Source organism: Gracilibacillus lacisalsi DSM 19029, assembly GCF_000377765.1.
Lineage (GTDB): Bacteria > Bacillota > Bacilli > Bacillales > Amphibacillaceae > Gracilibacillus > Gracilibacillus lacisalsi.
In genome coordinates this window covers 68,719-86,745 of the sequence record NZ_KB898664.1, presented here as the reverse complement: position 1 = coordinate 86,745, position 18,027 = coordinate 68,719, and the positions used below count along the sequence as shown (strand labels likewise).

Sequence of the window (18,027 nt, the reverse complement as noted above, 5' to 3'; positions counted from 1 at the left end):
TATCACCAGTCCTTTTGTTTAATGTTCGCATTGATTGTTAGCCAATCTGGATAATGTTCTAATAATTTAATTACATCTTCTAACATATAATATGGCTTCTTTGGTTCAAGAGATTGGATGATTTTTTCGATTAATTGAAAGTCTTCTACGGTGTCGACCGTTAAACGATAGTTACTATAATCAATATGATGAAGAACATTAACGATATCAAATTGATCTGGATGATCTCTGATATAGGTAGTAACATGTTCACGATCACTATTACGGCATGCTATTTTGTTTAGTTTCGCTAATGTTTGCCTTGTAAACACTTCGATATCATAGCCTCTTGGATATGTCCTCTCAAGAACATTAGCAGCATAATCGGCATGCTTACTTGTTACAAAAGCTTTGATAACATGGTCGATTGTTTGTGCATCTATGACTGGACAATCAGCCGTTAAACGAACAATTACATCAGCTTCTGTTTCTTCTGCTGCTTGATGATAACGGCTTAACACATCTTTTTCCGATCCTCGGATATAATGCAGTTTCTCTGATTTGCAAAATTCTACAATAACATCATCTTTTCTGTTGTCTGTTGTCGCAATCACGATTTCGTCCAAATAAGAAGCATGTCGAATCCGGTCTACCTGATACTTGATCAACGGCTTTCCAAGCACTGTTCGTAACACCTTTCCAGGTAGTCGAGTAGAACCCATTCTAGCTTGAATGATCGCTACAATTTTCATGATGACACCTCATAATGAGAGAGGACTTTCTTTACAGCAGCAATCACATCATCTGCATCCGCTTCTGTCATTTTGGGAAACAGTGGTAAAGTTATCATGGCTTGATACAACGTTTCTGCATGCGGGCACAGACCTTTATGGTACCCTAACTGTTGATAATAGGGGTGAAAGTATACCGGTATATAATGAACATTCACGCCGATATTTTCCTTTTGTAATGCTTGAAAAATTTCTGTTCGAGTCGCTTTTAATTTATCCAATTGTAGGTTTATGACATATAGATGCCAGCTCGAATTGGTATCAGAAAGCTGATAAGGTAAAGTAATCTGATCAAACTCACGAAAAGCTTCATTATATTTCTCTGCAATAGCTCTTCTTATCGCTAAAAAGCTTTCGATTTTATTTGCCTGATTTAACCCAAGGGCTGCTTGCAAATCAGTCATCCGGTAATTATATCCGAGTGACTGCATTTCATAGTACCAAGGTTGACCTGAAACAGCCAATCGCTCCTCATCCCGTGTGATGCCATGGTTTCTGAATTCTCGTAGTTTCTGATAATAATTAGGATTATCCGTCGTAATCATGCCACCTTCACCTGCTGTAATATGCTTCACTGGATGAAAGCTAAACATCGTCATATCTGCTAACGATCCTACCTGTTGTTTATGGTAGGTTGCACCAAGAGCATGAGCAGCGTCTGAAATAAAAGGAATAGAGTGCTTTGCTGCAATCGCACGTATTCGATCATAGTCTACTGGCTGACCAGTAAAGTCCACCGTTATAATCGCTTTTGTTTTCTCTTTAATGTGTGCCTCAATTTCTTTTGGGGAAATGTTGTAGGTGTTGGGATCAACATCAGCAAATATGACATTGCCACCCTGATAGAGAATGGAATTAGCTGTAGCAGCAAAGGTAAGAGGTGTTGTGATTACTTGATCATTCTCTTGAATCCCTGCTGCAAAACATGCTCCATGAAGTGCTGCCGTGCCACTCGAAAAAGCAACGGCATATTTAGCACCCACATAGTCTGCAATCTTTTGTTCAAATAGCTCAATCGTTGGACCAGTTGTAAGATAGTCGCTCTTCAACACGTTAAGAACTGCCTGTATATCAGTGCTATCTATCCACTGTGTTCCATAAGGTAAATACCTTTCTCTTACTGGTTTCCCACCATGAATTGCTAACGTATGCTCAGACATAAATCATCCTTCCTTTTAAATAAGATTTGTCGATTGAATCCATGCTTCTGTTTTTTGAATCCCCTCTTCCAAACTGAACATTGGCTGCCAACCTAATAATTTCTTCGCCTTCTCATAGTTACATAGTAATTTGGGAATCTCGCTTTGCGGATGGATATGTGTTACATGTTGTATGCGGCTTTTATCTTTAGCGATTAATAATGCGAGCTCATTGATACTGATATCTTTGCCTAATCCTGCATTGATAATTTCACCATTCGTTTCATCAGCATAACCGGATTCTACTACAAACCGGGCACAATCTTCGACGTAGAGTAAATCACGTGTTTGTGTTCCATCTCCGTAAATGGATAAAGACTTACCAGTTAATTTATTTTTGATAAAAATCGCAACAACCCCACCTTCGCCACCGGTTTTTTGGTAGGGGCCATACGTGTTAAACGGACGAATCACTGTTACTGGCAGACTGTAGGCGTAATAATAAGAAAGTACCATATTCTCGGCAGCTAATTTGGAGCCTGCGTATGGTGAAGCTGGCTTTACTCGATTGGTTTCACTAATACCGTTATCATCACTCGCTTTATCATATACCATACATGTGCTCATAAACACCATTTTCACGGAATGTTTTCGGCATGCTTCCAAAACATGAAATGTGCCTATCACATCATTATGAAAAGTCGTTTCTGGATTGTCGATACTGTCCTGCACATTGATACTTGCACCTAAGTGATAGCATATATCAAATTGTTCCTTAAACAATTCCTCCAATAGTTGCTTATCTTTGATATCACCTGCTATTAATCCATGAAATAATGGATGTTGTTCAAACTCTATTACATTTTCCTTTCGGCCATTAGATAAATCATCTAACACCCACACATGATGTTGATCCTCTAATAGTTTGGCTACAACCCAACGACCGATAAAACCTGCTCCGCCTGTAACGAGAATGTTCAAATTCATCACCCTTCCATCAACATTTAAGGAATCAAATCCAACATTGGCTTCATTTTTTTCTGCCATAAAGCATCAATTTTGACTAAGGAATTTTTTGTTGCTTTAAAACCTGAAGTGATTTCATCTTCTAACAATTGATACATCGCATTAGTTGGTTCTTCTCGTTGAAAAGTTGACTTCAACTGATCCGTTTCAATCGGGAAAAATTCCGAGAAAACCCTTGCTGATATCGGAGAGACTGAATACCCCAGGCCACTGATCGTTTCAAGATGGCCTGTTGAGCGTCCATCCTCCGCTAAAAGTAAACTAGGTTTTCGATTACGCAAAAACCAAATATGTGCGTGTAATCGAAATCCTACGTGTAAATCAATATCCTTATAAAAATCTAATTTATTGGCACCTCCTGATAAGTCAACGATCTCAATCGATGGCTCAGGCCATTTCTGGGATATCTGTTGAAAAGTATCATCTGCGTACCCGTGACAACATATTTTCACAGGACAATCATATTGTCGGATCAAATACCTTGCCATTTCTCGACATTTGTCAAAATGATAAAAATTATGTGGCAAAGAGATCGCTATGGTGGAGATATTCTTTGGCAGCTTTGGAGGCGTATTTAACAGGTCGGTATCGAATAATCCCAAATCTCCTGTAGTCCCAACCGACGAGACTTGATGTTTTTCTAATACATTTTCTGTGTACACATCTCTCGTAGAAATCAACCCTTTATTCTTATTGATTAACTGAAATAGCTTTTGTTCGTGTTGAGCTAATGGTAATTGTAACGATTGTTGTTTCGTTCCCGGATACTGTTTCCAACCTGCACCTATTACATAAACTGGAATGTCATGCTTCAAGGCAAAGTCCATGTATTCATTACGATATGTCGGGGCAACTTTTTCACCTTCTACCGTAATGCGTAATGATGGAGAGAGTATTGCTGCATAATTTGTTTTTAACTTTGCTATTCGAGGTTTTTCTTTAAGATATACAATATCAATGTTTACGTGATTCCCTTTTAAATTATAGAGTATCTTTTCTAAACTAGTAGTGATTAAGGCATCTCCAGAATTTCTTGTACCGTTTCTAAAATAGCTGGATAAAATTAAATAATTCATTTACACACCTCCCATCATTATATTCACCAATCAGTTATGCTGTATGAAGCTATTTCTTTTTGAAAATACGCAGGGTATACTTGGGTAGTTTGATGCTCTCACCAGTTGATTGCTCCACTTGTTTAAAACCTAAACCTTCAAATATGTCACGATAATTACGTGGGAAAATACGCCAATGTTCATCTGTCTCCGCTTCAAGTGTGATCAAGTAAGATTTGGTTATCCTCGCAATATGATTAAATATCCATTCACTGTCTGGGTGAATATGTTCCAGAACCGCCATCGTAAAAACAAGGTCATAACGATCCTTCTCCATATGCTTTAGAACCGATTCTACAGGGGCATGAATGATATCGGTATTTTCTGCTAATTCTGGATAAACTTTATGAAGCTGTTCCACTGCTTCCTGACTAATTTCAATCCCAGTTAATTCTTTATAATCATTTTGATATAAATGATGCAGGTTTCTCCCTACATTACATCCAATTTCCAAAATACGTTCGTTTGGTTGTATATATTTCTCAACATAACTTAATAAAAAGCTACTTCGTTCTGTTTTTAAATTGTACTTTTCTGGATGACTATTCTGCTTCCAGTACTCATGAATTTCGCTTAATGATTTTTTCACTTTATATCTCCTCTCCTTAATTCATCCACTAAGTCTCGCAGACGTTGACTAGAAGAACTCTGATCAGGATAAGCATAAGCCAGAAATCGAGTTTGATTCTTGTGAACAAATTTTCGCCATTTAGCCTCTTTGAAATACAAGTGAATCATGTCTGTTAATTTCATTGGATCTCGATGGACCTGCGAATGTATCCCGTTATAATATCCCGTATAACTTGGTAGTTTCGTATGCAAAATAAAGACTGGCTTCCCAACAAGCATTGCTTCTAATGCAACCGTTGATGCATAAGAAACAACGGCATCAACATGTGGCATAATATCGTACAGTGTAAGGTTTTTAGTAGATTTTATTGTAGAATAATTCAGTAATAGTGGATGCCGTTCATCATTTGGATAATCTCGCAGTATGATATTAAGGTTTAATGTTTTTTCTACTTGATCTACTACTATTTTCCACTCATCTAGATCGCGTTGACCTCGAACAATCAACAGCAATGTTTTTTTTCGCTTATCTAAGTTTAATTGTTTCATCCATTGCGCTTTTGTGATGGCTGGTTTTTGTAGACTTTGATCAAATCTAGGATGTCCAACTATTTTTACTTCGTCTTCAGGAACTCCACTTTCCATATACCAGTCTTTTTCAAATTGACCATAAACAGCATCAATGGTTGCTACTTTTGGTAAATAACCGAACTCATTGCCAATGATGCCATGTTGCATTGAGATCGTAGGAATTCCATGCTTTTTCGCCACAAAAGCCATCACTCTGCCAAAATGATTCGGACTTGACATAACAACAACGGAAATAGCAGTTTTTCTTATCCATTTCTCCATCCTATCGATTTGATCGATGACAAAGTTGATTTTTTTATAGAACATATATTGAAATACCTGATTCTGATAGAGATGATGAGCCGAGAATTGCTGTAATAACGTTTGTATTTGCTGTTTAATTTTTGCTTTTGGTTTATCTATATGACGTGATGCATAATCTTGTAAATAATAGACATTTGACTGAGCTTGATCATGTGGATGTTTATAGGTTTTGATAAATATAGTTTGGTCTGTATTAAAATAATTCTTATAGGCTTGCGGTGGTATCCGAAGCAGAGAATCTTCTAAGAAAGCGACCTGCCCATTTCTCACCTTCTGTGGTGTAGGCCATGTTGCTAAACAATTTGAGAAAACAGCTTGCACTTGCTCTCGACTTGTGACATTGTGGTGTAAAACTTGTTTGAAAGATTGCTTTGTCATTTCTCCCCAAATATCCGGGTGATGACGGATAAGACTAGGAAAATGAACGAGATAGGATAGGCGATAACCTCGATAGACAATATCTTTAAAATCCTCGACAAAATCTAAATATAGTGACCAATAATTTTCCCTGTAAACATTCATCCATTATCCTTCCTTTACTATTAACCGATTAACTAATTCATGCAATCGATCGATCGATTTCTGCTTACTTGGATAGGCATGGTGAAGAAACTCGATTCGCTTTTTCTCTGCGTAATGCCGGGAGTCAGCTTTTGTAAAATACGCAATCACTTTCTCAGCTAACTGTTGAGGCTCATATTGCATAAGGTCTCCTAGTCCTTGAAAATAACCAGTTGCTCCAGGGAAATCTTTGTTCAGCACAAACGTTATCTTATTACTTAACATTGCTTCCAACCCTACCGTTGAAGAATAAGTTATTACTGCATTCACATGTGGAAACAAGTCGTAAATTCCAAAACCTTTCGTATCTAATACATTAGAAAACTCTTTTGTTAGTTGATGTGGTTGCTTACTTGGATAGTTTTTAATGAGAATATTAAACCTTTGCTTATTATTCAGGGTTTGAATGAATTTCCGCCATCTAGCAATATCTTCATTTCCCCTGACAGCAATCATAATTGTTTTTCGATTATGATTTAAACCTAACCGTTGATAAAACGAATTACGATTCATTCTAGGTTGTCTGTATTTTTGATCAAATCGGGGGTGGCCAATGATCTCGAGAGCATTTTCATCTATTCCAAGCTGTTGATACCAATCTTTCTCATATTGACCATATAGTGCATCTACTGTAGCGATTTTAGGAATATAACCTAACTCGCTTGATATAATACCATGCTGCATACAAATCGAAGGGATGCCCTTACTTGAACCAACAACCGCCAGAATCCGACTGATGAAACTATGCGTAGTCGATACGACAATACATGAGACTTTCACCTGTTCCAACAACTTTTCTATCTTTTCCATATAGATGATGACTGATGAAATGTTTTGCAGTAACCATTTTTGAAAAGTAGATTTGCTATATAATGGATGGTTTTTATGATTAACTATTATCTCTCTAGCTTTTCGTTGTACTTGTTTGACTTCCGACTCTACATCTACTTCTATTTCACCAAAATAATATAACGGGGTGTGTTGAATTTGGGTTATTTTATTTCTTTGTTTTGTCGTTACTACTGTTTGATTGAGAGGTCGAGCACGATTTTTCTTTTTTGTTGAACGTTTGTTATTTTTCTGATTGGATCCATTCGTTATCATAATCGTATTAGCAGGTGAAAATTTTTTTTGTAAACTCAAGTTAGGAAATCGGAGTAATTTATCTACATGGATGGCAACTTTACCACCTGATCTAGGTTGATTGGTTTGATGCTTTGCCGTAAAAGCATTAAATTTATCTTGAATATCTTTTGATGACATCACTTCTCGTTTTGCATACTTTGTATAGAAGCCCTCTTTCAGTTGATTCATTAAATGATCGTTAGGCAAGACAAAGGCTGGCAAATGACAAAAATGAACAATCTCATAATCACGGTAAGTTAAGGATTCAAAATCATGAAGAAAATCGAGATACATTGACCAATAATTCTTTAGGAATTTGTCCATGATTTCCTCCTCTTAAATCAGGTTTGCTCCAGTTAACAGTTGATAAAGCTCCTCTTTACTTACTGCCTGCTGCTCTGCAGAACTGTAGGTGCCTGGTTTTGCTTTTTTTGCATGCACATAGCTGACGCCTGTATCTACTGGAATCACAAACATATTAGAAAACTCCCATGCATGTAACGATTCTTCATGGGTCATCAGTTCTTCATACATTTTTTCACCTGGCTTTAAGCCAATAATTTCAGTAGTCACTTGCTGCTGCGATTGTTTGATTAATATTTCAGCTAAATCGCCTAATCGAATAACAGGCATTTTCAGTACAAATATTTCTCCTCCTTTTGCTTCTTTTAATGCCTTGATAGTCAGCTTAGTTGCTTGTGATACAGTCATCATAAACCTTGTCATATCAGGATCAGTTACAGTTATTTTTTGATGTGACCGTATTTGCTCCTGAAAAAGTGGTATAACGGAACCTCTTGATCCCATTACATTACCAAAACGGACACTTGCAAAAACGGTGTTATTTTCTCCTGCTGCTGCTATTAAACGTTCACCAATTAGTTTCGTTGCACCATATGCATTTGTGGGAGAAATCGCCTTATCTGAACTGGTGAAAATGACTTTTTTCACTTTATTTGCTATCGCTGCTTTCATTACATGGTGATTTCCGATAATATTGGTTTGAACAGCTTCGATTGGATTTTGCTCACAGGCATCAACTCTTTTCATTGCAGCTAGTTGCAGCACATAGTCTACATTTGTCATTGCCTCTTCTACTCGATCTTCATCTCGAACATCTCCGATTACAAATTCAAGTGTGTTATGATGGTTGAATTGTTCTTTTACAACATTTTGCTTATATTCATCGCGACTAAATATTTTAATTTTTTTGGGTTGGTCTTTTAACAGTTCTGCAATTATACTTGTTCCAATTGTGCCAGTACCTCCAATAACTAAAATCGTCCTATCTTTAAAAAACACTGCTGTCCCTCTTTCCTGTTTAAATAAGGCTTTATTAAATGGTACTTGTATATGTATATTGAATAGTCGGAAAACAGTAACGACCTCAGCCTATTAAGAGCTACCCATTTATATAATAGGTAGAATATAAGAAAGACCGGCAACCCCATCGGTCCTTTATTACTTTAGTAGTAATGATGAAATATTTGAACAGCTTGACCACCGCTCCGGCTGCCCCCTTCCCTTTCCGTGGGGTTTGCCCTTCAGCCAGCTAACTTTTTCGAGCCAAAACCGCTTGAAAAAGTGGATCTTCAGGTCAAACAGTTTCCACAGGAGTGGAAGGGGGCGGCCTTCGCTTTATACATGTGCTACAATATTTGTCAGATCAGACAGCTTGAGTTGTCATCCCTGTGAAAGTGCAAGGTACGGCATAGGAAATTACTAATAAGGTTAATAAAATCCAATATGCTTTTTCTATTATTCGTTTTAGAACAAGAATAGCGAAGGCGACCGTTTCGACTCCATTAGCGTTAGCTGAAGAGCATGCCCCTAGGAAAGCGAAACGGTCAGCCGTAGTGGTTGACTTGCCCTAGCTAGCTTTCAAAATGGCAATTTCATATGTATAGCCATTCCTGCTTCTTAAAATATACGTGATGAATCACCTTTTCCTATCATACTTGCTTATAAAAGTTGTGATACCAATGGTTATATACTTTTCTTACAAGTAACAAAAAAGAGAGGATTATTCCTCTCCTTTTGTCTCTGTTGCTTCTTCATTTGTTAGGTCTTCTGAATGAGTTGCTTCATTTAATGGTTCTTCATTTAATACCGATTCCGGATTTATTTGTTCATTTGGCTCTTCTTCGACAGCCGTTATTTCGTTTGTTTCTTGTACGATTTGTGGCGTTTCTTCTACTACCTGTTGTTCCGTATTCATTACTCCGAACGATTTTTTCTTACTTAGTACATGTTTCTTCTTTTTACTTATTTCAGGTTCTGAAGCAGGAAAAACAACTGGGCATTGTGCCGGGATCGTTGGTGTTGGGCAAGGAGGAACTGGTAACATATCACGTGGCTGACAAAAATCAGCTTCTAACTCAATTGTAACCTCATGTGTTGATTGAATGCTTTGGCATATCCGTACTGTTAATGTTACATTTAATTCATCGATTTCCGTCGTTGTACCTGTATCACAATTTACCGAACATACAAAACAACTTAAATCAGTATAGGATACATTAATATCTGTTCCTTCTGGTGCACAAAGTATCACTTGCTCACAACGTGAAAAGGTAGCCGTACCAATTTCAACTGTACCCCCACCAAGCTCTGGTATTAGTTGTGCATTTACGATGACATCAAAGCTTTTTCGGATATTGACAACTTGTAAAGTTACTTCTTCATCATCTATTATAAATACCTGATCTTCGCGATCTAACACAACAATTGAATCTTCTTCCGCTGGAATAACCTCACATGTTACGGTATTTAGATCAATATCGTCACATTCTAATTGGGCACCAGTCACCGTATTAATCGGCAATTCCAATCCATCTATATTTAAATCAAATGTTGCCTCATTTAGGACCCAGTCATATACTTTTTCGGTATTGACACACAATAACTCCTGCCCACCTGTTATGTGGTTAATTGCCATTTCACTTACACACCTCCATTATGATCGTCATCTCCCTATAGACTATGAAACTAATAGGTAAAACGTTAATGTTATTTCACGGTTTATCAAAAGCATCATACATTAGGTAGTAGGCGATAATCACGAAAGGAGATTCAAAAAATGAACGAAAAAAGTGATCAATTAGATATCGAAAATCTTAACGAGGTGCTCGCAGAATTACAACAAGAAGTACAATCCATAAAAGGCGACGTGGAGAAATTGCGAATAGCGAAATTGATCGATAGGTTAGAACTATTTATTAATGAAATGAATGGCGTCAAACAGGATGTCGATCAGCTGCAACAAGGATTAACAGAAATGAGAAAACCGGTGACATCTAAAAAAACCAAATATCAGCCATCAGAATACAGTAAGTTGCAAAGAATGCTCCAATCGGTTCAAACAGATAGCTCTAACAATACGAATAAAAAGTGGAATAACCCAACGACTGAGGTAACAGCTATTCACCATAACAAACGATAAACACCTAGTTTTTCGACAACACTTCCATTCGTCCATACCTTTTTTAAACATACCAATATACTAAAATGGACAATAATTAAAGGAGATGGCTCAATGAAAGCTAAACAAATCACAAAAAAAGTAGGCAATTATTTTAAATCATCAAATGAACCAATCGTTATCACTTCTAAGATTAAAAGAAAAGCTATAAGAAGAAGCAAAGGCGGCTGCTGTATGAAATAATTCATACTTGTTTAATATGGAAAAGATTTTGCGAAATTTGCTTAATTGTTCGTTGGGGAGATTGCCCCTCTATATCATCTAATTTTTGATAAAAAGATGTAATTTCTTCTGCAGACAATGAAAATTTCCGCTTTTGCTTTCGAAGGTTTTTTTTCTGCTCAATTTTAGGGTTTGAACGGCTACGAGGTGGTGATGGCAACGAAATTGTATTACATAAATCTAAAATATGATCAACAGCATATTTATTTTTTTCCCAGCTACAATAATGATACAACCTATCATCACCTGGAATAACAACTGGATGATGTAATAGCTGATCAATAGTAGCACGTAATTCTGTCAAACTTGTTGCCTTAAAACCCAATAGATTTGGCAGCTCTATTTCATTTGTTTCAAAAGGTTGATAGACAATCACTGGCTGATCCAGAAGAAAGGCTTCAATACCTGATGTACAACCATTATGAATTACGAGTTTTGCTGCTAATATCCATTTATTAATGCCGCCTTCATGGACTACATGGACATTTGATATATTTTTGAACAGTCGTCGATAAGAATTAAAATTTTCAGCTGGGTGTGGACGAATAACTATGTTGACATGAGGAAAATGGCTTGCCGTCACTTTAATCATTTCTAAAAAAGATTCATAAAGTGCTTTGATATGTTGGACAAAGACCGTATCTTTTTTACCTTTTGCCGCATTATATAAAGAGAACCTGGTATTAATTAAAATAAAATCGCCATATTGTTGTCGCAGGCTTTTAACCTCATCCTGATACAAATTTCGAAATTTAGGCTTTAGTAAATCAATTCGTGGATTACCTACAACATGACATTTATTAGCCATATCAGGATATGTATCACTAATGATTTGTTTTTGGTACTCACCCCAACAATATTCATGTTCTACAAGCTCTAATGTATCTTTTCTCATTCGGTCACGTATATATTGATTTTTCTCGATTAATAATCCTTCTTCATCCAGTTCAACAACTGTTTGGCCATGTTCAGTAGCTTTGGTGACCATGCGTTTTCGAAACCCTTTTGGTCCGCCTTTTGCGAAATATATACCCGAGGGATAATGAGCTGCAGCTTCTGCCACTAAGACAATGTCGCCAATCATTACTTGATAGCCTCTACGAATCGCATAATAAGAAAGAAGTAATTTAGCATCTAGTTCACGTACTTTCACTTCAATCGGCAAATATAACCAACGATTAGTCATTTTCGTTACTTCCTTCAGCTCTAGACTTTAATAGCTGAATTACTTCTTCATAACCTTGACGGTTGTTTTCAATATGACGATCTAGTACCTCCGCTAGTTCTGATAAATTAACCTGACTACTGTCGGTATTATTACTAGTATTTTTCATAAATAAATACATGAGCAGCATATGCAATGTTTCGTTTTCTAAATATACAAAACTATTATTCTTTTTATAATCCTCCTTATGGATACGGTCGATATAGTCTTTCATATATTGGCTTATCATTTGATTGATATCAAATGATTGTTGATCTCTTTTACTTTTTTTCATGTAGATCGCCCTCCTGTTGCCGATCTGCTACCGAGCCGTTCAGGTTAATCTGATTCAATGCATTCACACCATTAGGTAATTCATTGCCATAGGTGAATCCTTGAATCGTACCAGAGTATTTACCGGTTGGAATCCATTTAATTTGGAAATTGGAAAAGGTTAATGTCTCACCTGGTTCAATTGTCTGTTGTTGGGTCGGCCTTAACCAAATCTCATTTTTGTCAGATGGTTCATTAATTCGCTCCCATGCATTTGACAGCATTCTTGTTTGTTTGGAATTTTGATAGAGGTATTTTCCTGAAAATTGAAAGTCAATGTTGGCGGTGATCTTCAGCCCTATATGTGGGTTAGTTAAGGCTTTGTTTCCAACATTCTGAACATGAAAGGAACCGATGCCATAATTCTCCCGATCTTCTTGATGTGCCAGTTGAAAAGAAGAAGTAAAATAGCAAATTATCTTTAAATCTTCGGTAACACCTAAATCTTGAATTAAACCTTTGATTTGGTCTAAATAAGACGACTGCTCTTCTTGCCAGTTAATTAGTTTTTGTTGTATTTCCTGATGATCAGACATAAATACACCTCTTTCGTATGTCTTTCTAGATGAAAAAAAAGAAAGAGAGGATTTTCCCTCTCTTTATCCCTATGTCGTTGAATTATCCGTTATTCCCGTTACTAGGGAAAACTACAGGGCATTGTGCTGGAATAGTTGGTGCTGGGCATGGTGGGAATGGTAAAATGTCTCGTGGTTGACAGAACTCAGCTACAAGTTCTAATGTTACATCAAAAGTAGATTGGATGCTTTGGCATAGACGTACAGTTACTGTAACATCTAATTCATCTGCTTCTGTAGTAGTACCTGCATCACATGCAGCAGTACATACAAAGCAATCTAGATCTGTATACGATACATCTATGTCTGTTCCTTCTGGTGCACAAAGAATGACTTGCTCACAACGAGTAAATTCTGCCGTACCAACTTCTACTTGAGTACCACCAAGCGCCGGTACCAAATTAACGAAAACAGTTACCTCGAAATTTTTACGAATGTTAACAATTTGTAATGTTACTTCTTCATCATCCACGATAAACACTTGATCTTCACGTTCCAATACAACGATTGGATCCGTTTCAGCAGGAGCAACTTCACAAGTTACTGAGTCTAAATCAATATCATCACATTCTAGCTGATCACCAGTTACAGGGTTGATCGGTAATTCTAAGTCTGGCAAATTCAAATCGAAAGTTGCTTCGTTTAAGATCCAGTCATATACCTTCTCTGTATTAATACACAGAAGCTCCTGCCCTCCTGTTAGATTATCCATTTGCATCGAGCAAACACCTCCAAATAAGATTACTGTCCATATAGCCTATGACAACACACCAAAAAATGTTTTAGTGAATTTGCGGAAATATCATGATATTTGGGAAGTTAGGCGAATATCATATGATAAAAAGAGTCCGCAAGCGCAAAACAAGTGTGAGTTTCATCAGTATCAGTTATAAAATCTGAATAAAACAGCACATTTGTCACGAATTGGTGTTTCACCAATATTATATTAATGTGCAGTAAAAAGGGTGAATCGTCATGTATCAATATAGGCTCTATAATTATGAAGAAATTGAAAAATTAAATCGTGATCTAGAAGTTTATAAAAAAGCAATAGAAACGTGGAATCAGAGTGAATCCGTTTTATATATGGAAGTCCAACAAGAATTAGAAGAAACAAAGAAAGAATTAGCTAAATATAAAGGAGAAATGAAGGTTATGGAAGAAACCTATCAAAAGCAAATACAAGGTTATGAACAGAAGGAACAGAAAGTAGCTGCTCAAATCCATGCAATTAACCACTCGATCCAACAATTAAAGAAGGACGTTCACAGTATAAAGGATGATGTGAAAGAAATACGTATTAATGAATTACTCGAAAAAGTAGATCAAATAATCGGACATACAGATACAGAATTACATGAAGTAAAAAAACAAATAGATGAGCAGAAGCATGTATTTACTCAAGTCAAAAATCAGCCTCAACCTGAAAAACAACAGCAGCGAACGAGAAGACCTACGAGTGAATACCGTCGATTGCATAACATGTTAAAAGCAGCAAAGCCTAAAAGCCATGTAACCCCACCCCCAAGTAATCGTACGATGACAAACCCAAAACGGCGACGTCCATCTACTGATACGAATATGATCACTGTCCAGAATGGTAAGAAGGTATTCCACAATGCAAAATACGAACTCAACAAAAATATCATTGTCAAAAAGAAAACAGCAAATACAGAACCAAAAACTGAAATAAAAAATAAAGAAAAGCTTAAAGAAGAAAATGTGAATAAAAAGAGAACTGAAAGTGAAGAGAAAAACATCCAACAGGTGGAGCAAGTAGAAGCACCAAAAACGAGAGTATCCAATGTTCCTTCTGAACCAAAAGAGCAAGAATCAGCCGTTTCTCGAGAACCAAAAAAACAAGAGCCAATTGTTGAGCCTAAACCAAGTAAACCGGAACCAGCCACAGTTGAGCCAGAACAAAAAAGCGTTCCACACAAACAAGAAACAAAAACTACACAAGAGGAAAACACTTCTCCAAGTGGCATTAAAAAAACATGGTTATTAGCTAAATCATTATGGAAAAAATAATCACTTTACCAAATAACATCTATCACGCTTTGATTGTAGAAGGCGAAAGACAGTTACCATATGAAGCATGCGGACTATTAGCTGGTTTTCCAAAACAAGTCAGGTCATTTTGGCCATTGCAAAACCAAGTCAAATCAAGCAGCCGTTTTTTTGTTCCCAAAGAAATCGTTACTTCCACAGTTGAGAAGATTCAAAACAGGAAGGAACAGGTTTTAGCTATTTTCCATACCCACCCTTCAACTAAACCTGTCCCTTCATATTTTGATTTGAAACATCACCCAGATGACGAGGTGGACATGGTAATATTATCCTATAAATATACCCTACCACAAATAAAGTGGTATCAAATTCGACATAATACCTACACTGCATGTAAACTTGTTATAAGTTAATGACTAATTAGAAAGAATGTGCAAGGAAATCATCTTTTTTTAAAAAAGGTAACCCATATATACAGCGGATAAATGATGTAGATAGTTATTTAGTATCTGTTTGATTGATTTTAACTAATTCCTTCAGTACACGGTGGATATTTTGCAGGCTGATTAAAATTAAGCCTAACATCACAAAAGTTACTATTTCACCTGTTACAATCGATATGATTCCAAGCACCAAAGCGTACAAGACATATGGCCAATTACTCAATGGTATTCCTTTTAACGCCTGTTAAGTTTTAATTTTAAGCCTTCATGTGTTGCTTTGAAACCAAGGTTTTCATAGAACCTTAAAGCATCTGTTCTTGATTTGTCTGTTGTTAGTTGAACTAAGTGACAATTTCGGGATTTAGCACGCTCAATTGCCCACGTAATCATCTTCGTTCCGATCCCTTTCCCTCTTACTGACTCATCAGTCCGCACCCCTTCAATCGTTGCTCGCCATCCCCCTTGATGCGTTATGTAAGGGGTAAATGTAATTTGTAGTACTCCAATAATATCTCCTTCCAAAGTAGCCACCATTAACTCATTATTGGGATCTGATTGTATCGCTTCAAACGCTTTAATATATTGCTTTGGTAGAGGATGTCTATAATTTTCACGTGTTTTACCTAGTGGATCATCCGCTAACATTTTCACAATTTTATCCAAATCTTTTGCTTCTGCTTGCCTGAATAGTATCTCATTTTCCAATACACATCAAACTCCTTTTATTCATTTTCGTGTTGCTGTACTTCGATATTCTTCAAGTAAGAATTGCCCTTTCACTAAAGATAAATTTTAATTCTTTTTTCAACATCATGATCGCCTCTTCCGCTAACCACACCTTATTTATATGCTCTTCTTTACCGTTATCCTGCACCAATAAAAACATATCGTCCATCTCAACTACACGCTCAATGTTACGAAATTTAATTTCTATTCTGGTTAACAAATTTGGTCGATACAATGAGATAGAGTTCTCTTCCAAACGTAAATATACTTTATTGGGCATTTTATAATAAAACATAACCCGAGTTATACCGAATAAAATAATTAACAACTGCAAGATAAGGCCGATAATTAACTGGATCATGCCTATCTCTAACATGTTAGAAAATGTGCTCACCACAGTCACAACAACAGCGATTACATATAGAAATCAATTGACACTGTATTTCTTCCATTTAACATCAGGATTAAATGTAAACTGCAACTAATCCCCCCTAAGCTTAAGTTTTGTCGGAATAGTCTCCCCCATTATTATACAGTTCTTCTATATTTTCAATAATCTCATATTAGATTATAATGAAGAGTATTGATTGAAATTTACATACTTATTGAGGTGCAGTAAAATGAAACAAATTTATACAGATGTGATCCAGTTTCGTGGTTCGCATTATGAGCTAGGCTATATACAAGGTCAAAAATTAAAAAACTCTTTTCTTGTGCAAAATCGAAATAGACAATGGAAAGTAAGAATTCCTCGATTTCGGATTGACGAGAATGCAGCAAAAGCCATATATAGACGTTTTAATTCCTCTATCTGGGACGAAATGGAAGGGTTAAGAGATGCACTGGGCTGGCCAATGGAACGCGTTTTGTTAGAGTTTGGCGGCTATCGCTTGAAACTACAGCAATCCGGTTGTTCTATTTTTATCGGAAAAGATTATATGATCCGTAATTATGATTATCACCCGAAAACCTATGATGGGCGTTACGTTGTATATCAACCAACAGATCATGGTTATGCGACAATTGGTGTCAGTCAACGAGTTTCAGGAAGATCTGACGGAATGAACGAAAAGGGACTTACTTTAGGCTATACATTTATTAACCGAAAACGCCCTGGTGACGGATTTGTTTGTCACATGGTGGGAAGACTTGTTCTAGAATTATGCGCTAATGTGGAAGAAGCAGTTTCCTTATTAAAAGAACTTCGGCATCGTGGTTCATTTAGTTATATACTCTTCGATGGAAAAAGTAATATGGCTTCGATTGTAGAAACGTCACCTCGAGGTGTACAAGTACGTCAAGGAAATACTTGTACTAATCATTTTGAAATGATGACTAAAGAAAACCGCCATTTCTTAGATGATTCCAACAAAAGGTTAAATGCAATGAATAACAAACAAAATCATGATTTATCTGGACTCGAAGCTTTCCGGATGTTGAACGATTCTGATCAAGAGCTGTTTTCGAATCAATATCGTAATTGGGCTGGAACGATTCATACATCAGCATACTTCCCTCAGTCATTAGCTTCATGGCTTGCATTAGGTGGTGATCAAAAGCCGACTGAGTTTGATTTTGCTGAGTGGTTAGCTGGAACCGATTTTTCCAATGTACGAATTGAAGGAAAGGTTGATACGGATATTCCGTTTCTACATATGGAAAAAGCGGATTGGTTTAAAAATTAGCATGAATAAAACCAGTTACTCCTTATCCGGGTAACTGGTTTTAATTTAACACGTTAACAGAGTAATTCGACATAGTGAAATATCCTGATTATTGACAGCAAAGTCCTTCTTTTTTGTCATTTCGATAAATTCGATACATTTTTGTAAC

Annotated in this window: 21 protein-coding genes; 5 read left to right on the top strand and 16 right to left on the bottom strand. The window is 36.6% G+C overall.

Going from position 1 to position 18,027, the window contains the following annotated elements:
* Positions 1-2: 2 nt before the first annotated feature.
* From D569_RS0105405 to D569_RS22555, 9 genes are all read right to left on the bottom strand, one after another.
* A complete protein-coding gene (locus tag D569_RS0105405) occupies positions 3-731 on the bottom strand; it encodes a cytidylyltransferase domain-containing protein (protein WP_018931383.1) in 729 nt (242 codons plus the stop codon).
* Entirely contained in the window at positions 728-1,930 is a 1,203-nt protein-coding gene (gene pseC, locus D569_RS0105400) for a UDP-4-amino-4,6-dideoxy-N-acetyl-beta-L-altrosamine transaminase (protein WP_018931382.1), read from the bottom strand. Before pseC ends, D569_RS0105405 begins: the two co-directional genes overlap by 4 nt.
* A gap of 15 nt (positions 1,931-1,945) precedes the next feature.
* Positions 1,946-2,890: a dTDP-glucose 4,6-dehydratase gene (locus D569_RS0105395; RefSeq protein WP_026287224.1), complete on the bottom strand. Its 945-nt coding sequence runs from the start codon at positions 2,888-2,890 to the stop codon at positions 1,946-1,948.
* Positions 2,891-2,913: 23 nt separating this feature from the next.
* On the bottom strand, positions 2,914-4,011 hold the full coding sequence (locus tag D569_RS0105390) for a polysaccharide pyruvyl transferase family protein (protein ID WP_018931380.1): 1,098 nt from the start codon (positions 4,009-4,011) through the stop codon (positions 2,914-2,916).
* 49 nt (positions 4,012-4,060) lie between these two features.
* Positions 4,061-4,639, bottom strand: coding sequence for a class I SAM-dependent methyltransferase (locus D569_RS0105385; protein ID WP_018931379.1), 579 nt, complete (start codon positions 4,637-4,639; stop codon positions 4,061-4,063).
* Positions 4,636-6,036: a glycosyltransferase family protein gene (locus tag D569_RS0105380; RefSeq protein ID WP_018931378.1), complete on the bottom strand. Its 1,401-nt coding sequence runs from the start codon at positions 6,034-6,036 to the stop codon at positions 4,636-4,638. Before D569_RS0105380 ends, D569_RS0105385 begins: the two co-directional genes overlap by 4 nt.
* A 3-nt stretch (positions 6,037-6,039) precedes the next feature.
* A complete protein-coding gene (locus tag D569_RS0105375; protein WP_018931377.1) occupies positions 6,040-7,524 on the bottom strand; it encodes a hypothetical protein in 1,485 nt (494 codons plus the stop codon).
* A gap of 12 nt (positions 7,525-7,536) precedes the next feature.
* Positions 7,537-8,502, bottom strand: a complete 966-nt coding sequence (locus tag D569_RS0105370; RefSeq protein WP_018931376.1) for an SDR family NAD(P)-dependent oxidoreductase — start codon at positions 8,500-8,502, stop codon at positions 7,537-7,539.
* A gap of 721 nt (positions 8,503-9,223) precedes the next feature.
* Positions 9,224-10,138 (bottom strand): BMQ_0737 family morphogenetic spore coat protein, encoded by a 915-nt coding sequence (locus tag D569_RS22555; protein WP_018931375.1) that lies wholly within the window; start codon positions 10,136-10,138, stop codon positions 9,224-9,226.
* 141 nt (positions 10,139-10,279) lie between these two features.
* Between D569_RS22555 and D569_RS0105360 the strand changes: the two genes are divergently transcribed.
* Both D569_RS0105360 and D569_RS24990 read left to right on the top strand, forming a co-directional pair.
* Positions 10,280-10,642 (top strand): hypothetical protein, encoded by a 363-nt coding sequence (locus tag D569_RS0105360; protein ID WP_018931374.1) that lies wholly within the window; start codon positions 10,280-10,282, stop codon positions 10,640-10,642.
* A 93-nt stretch (positions 10,643-10,735) separates the two neighbouring features.
* Positions 10,736-10,864, top strand: coding sequence for a hypothetical protein (locus D569_RS24990; protein ID WP_018931373.1), 129 nt, complete (start codon positions 10,736-10,738; stop codon positions 10,862-10,864).
* A gap of 1 nt (position 10,865) precedes the next feature.
* Here the strand turns inward: D569_RS24990 and D569_RS0105350 are convergent, their stop codons facing one another.
* From D569_RS0105350 to D569_RS0105335, 4 genes are all read right to left on the bottom strand, one after another.
* The gene (locus D569_RS0105350; protein ID WP_018931372.1) at positions 10,866-12,089 is read right to left on the bottom strand and encodes a surface carbohydrate biosynthesis protein; all 1,224 of its coding nucleotides are present in this window, start codon (positions 12,087-12,089) and stop codon (positions 10,866-10,868) included.
* A complete protein-coding gene (locus D569_RS0105345) occupies positions 12,082-12,402 on the bottom strand; it encodes a hypothetical protein (protein ID WP_018931371.1) in 321 nt (106 codons plus the stop codon). The genes D569_RS0105350 and D569_RS0105345 overlap by 8 nt, the downstream gene beginning before the upstream one ends.
* The gene (locus tag D569_RS0105340; RefSeq protein ID WP_018931370.1) at positions 12,389-12,976 is read right to left on the bottom strand and encodes a hypothetical protein; all 588 of its coding nucleotides are present in this window, start codon (positions 12,974-12,976) and stop codon (positions 12,389-12,391) included. Before D569_RS0105340 ends, D569_RS0105345 begins: the two co-directional genes overlap by 14 nt.
* A gap of 82 nt (positions 12,977-13,058) precedes the next feature.
* Positions 13,059-13,733, bottom strand: coding sequence for a BMQ_0737 family morphogenetic spore coat protein (locus D569_RS0105335; protein WP_018931369.1), 675 nt, complete (start codon positions 13,731-13,733; stop codon positions 13,059-13,061).
* 257 nt (positions 13,734-13,990) lie between these two features.
* Here D569_RS0105335 and D569_RS0105330 point away from each other — a divergent pair, with 257 nt between their 5' ends.
* Both D569_RS0105330 and D569_RS0105325 read left to right on the top strand, forming a co-directional pair.
* The gene (locus tag D569_RS0105330) at positions 13,991-15,046 is read left to right on the top strand and encodes a hypothetical protein (RefSeq protein WP_018931368.1); all 1,056 of its coding nucleotides are present in this window, start codon (positions 13,991-13,993) and stop codon (positions 15,044-15,046) included.
* Positions 15,034-15,438, top strand: a complete 405-nt coding sequence (locus tag D569_RS0105325; RefSeq protein WP_018931367.1) for a M67 family metallopeptidase — start codon at positions 15,034-15,036, stop codon at positions 15,436-15,438. The genes D569_RS0105330 and D569_RS0105325 overlap by 13 nt, the downstream gene beginning before the upstream one ends.
* 85 nt (positions 15,439-15,523) lie before the next feature.
* Here the strand turns inward: D569_RS0105325 and D569_RS24605 are convergent, their stop codons facing one another.
* The 3 genes from D569_RS24605 to D569_RS0105315 are packed head-to-tail and all read right to left on the bottom strand — an operon-like array spanning position 15,524 to position 16,555.
* Positions 15,524-15,691, bottom strand: a complete 168-nt coding sequence (locus D569_RS24605) for a hypothetical protein (protein WP_163583348.1) — start codon at positions 15,689-15,691, stop codon at positions 15,524-15,526.
* A gap of 11 nt (positions 15,692-15,702) precedes the next feature.
* Positions 15,703-16,173, bottom strand: coding sequence for a GNAT family N-acetyltransferase (locus D569_RS0105320; protein WP_018931366.1), 471 nt, complete (start codon positions 16,171-16,173; stop codon positions 15,703-15,705).
* Positions 16,174-16,225: 52 nt separating this feature from the next.
* Complete coding sequence (locus D569_RS0105315) at positions 16,226-16,555, bottom strand: hypothetical protein (RefSeq protein ID WP_156822892.1); 330 nt, start codon at positions 16,553-16,555, stop codon at positions 16,226-16,228.
* Positions 16,556-16,814: 259 nt separating this feature from the next.
* Here D569_RS0105315 and D569_RS0105310 point away from each other — a divergent pair, with 259 nt between their 5' ends.
* Positions 16,815-17,879 carry a C45 family autoproteolytic acyltransferase/hydrolase gene (locus tag D569_RS0105310; RefSeq protein ID WP_018931364.1) on the top strand — a complete coding sequence of 355 codons (1,065 nt, stop codon included), beginning with the start codon at positions 16,815-16,817 and terminating at the stop codon, positions 17,877-17,879.
* Positions 17,880-18,027 lie beyond the last annotated feature (148 nt).

Coding starts and splice junctions, on each gene's coding strand:
- D569_RS0105390 (WP_018931380.1), bottom strand. CDS start 4,011: ATGAATTATTTAATTTTATCCAGCTATTTTAGAAACGGTACAAGAAAT.
- D569_RS24990 (WP_018931373.1), top strand. CDS start 10,736: ATGAAAGCTAAACAAATCACAAAAAAAGTAGGCAATTATTTTAAATCA.
- D569_RS22555 (WP_018931375.1), bottom strand. CDS start 10,138: ATGGCAATTAACCACATAACAGGTGGGCAGGAGTTATTGTGTGTCAAT.
- D569_RS0105375 (WP_018931377.1), bottom strand. CDS start 7,524: ATGGACAAATTCCTAAAGAATTATTGGTCAATGTATCTCGATTTTCTT.
- D569_RS0105330 (WP_018931368.1), top strand. CDS start 13,991: ATGTATCAATATAGGCTCTATAATTATGAAGAAATTGAAAAATTAAAT.
- D569_RS0105335 (WP_018931369.1), bottom strand. CDS start 13,733: ATGCAAATGGATAATCTAACAGGAGGGCAGGAGCTTCTGTGTATTAAT.
- D569_RS0105315 (WP_156822892.1), bottom strand. CDS start 16,555: ATGATCCAGTTAATTATCGGCCTTATCTTGCAGTTGTTAATTATTTTA.
- D569_RS0105350 (WP_018931372.1), bottom strand. CDS start 12,089: ATGACTAATCGTTGGTTATATTTGCCGATTGAAGTGAAAGTACGTGAA.
- D569_RS0105405 (WP_018931383.1), bottom strand. CDS start 731: ATGAAAATTGTAGCGATCATTCAAGCTAGAATGGGTTCTACTCGACTA.
- D569_RS0105310 (WP_018931364.1), top strand. CDS start 16,815: ATGAAACAAATTTATACAGATGTGATCCAGTTTCGTGGTTCGCATTAT.
- D569_RS0105360 (WP_018931374.1), top strand. CDS start 10,280: ATGAACGAAAAAAGTGATCAATTAGATATCGAAAATCTTAACGAGGTG.
- pseC (WP_018931382.1), bottom strand. CDS start 1,930: ATGTCTGAGCATACGTTAGCAATTCATGGTGGGAAACCAGTAAGAGAA.
- D569_RS0105380 (WP_018931378.1), bottom strand. CDS start 6,036: ATGAATGTTTACAGGGAAAATTATTGGTCACTATATTTAGATTTTGTC.
- D569_RS0105340 (WP_018931370.1), bottom strand. CDS start 12,976: ATGTCTGATCATCAGGAAATACAACAAAAACTAATTAACTGGCAAGAA.
- D569_RS0105345 (WP_018931371.1), bottom strand. CDS start 12,402: ATGAAAAAAAGTAAAAGAGATCAACAATCATTTGATATCAATCAAATG.
- D569_RS0105325 (WP_018931367.1), top strand. CDS start 15,034: ATGGAAAAAATAATCACTTTACCAAATAACATCTATCACGCTTTGATT.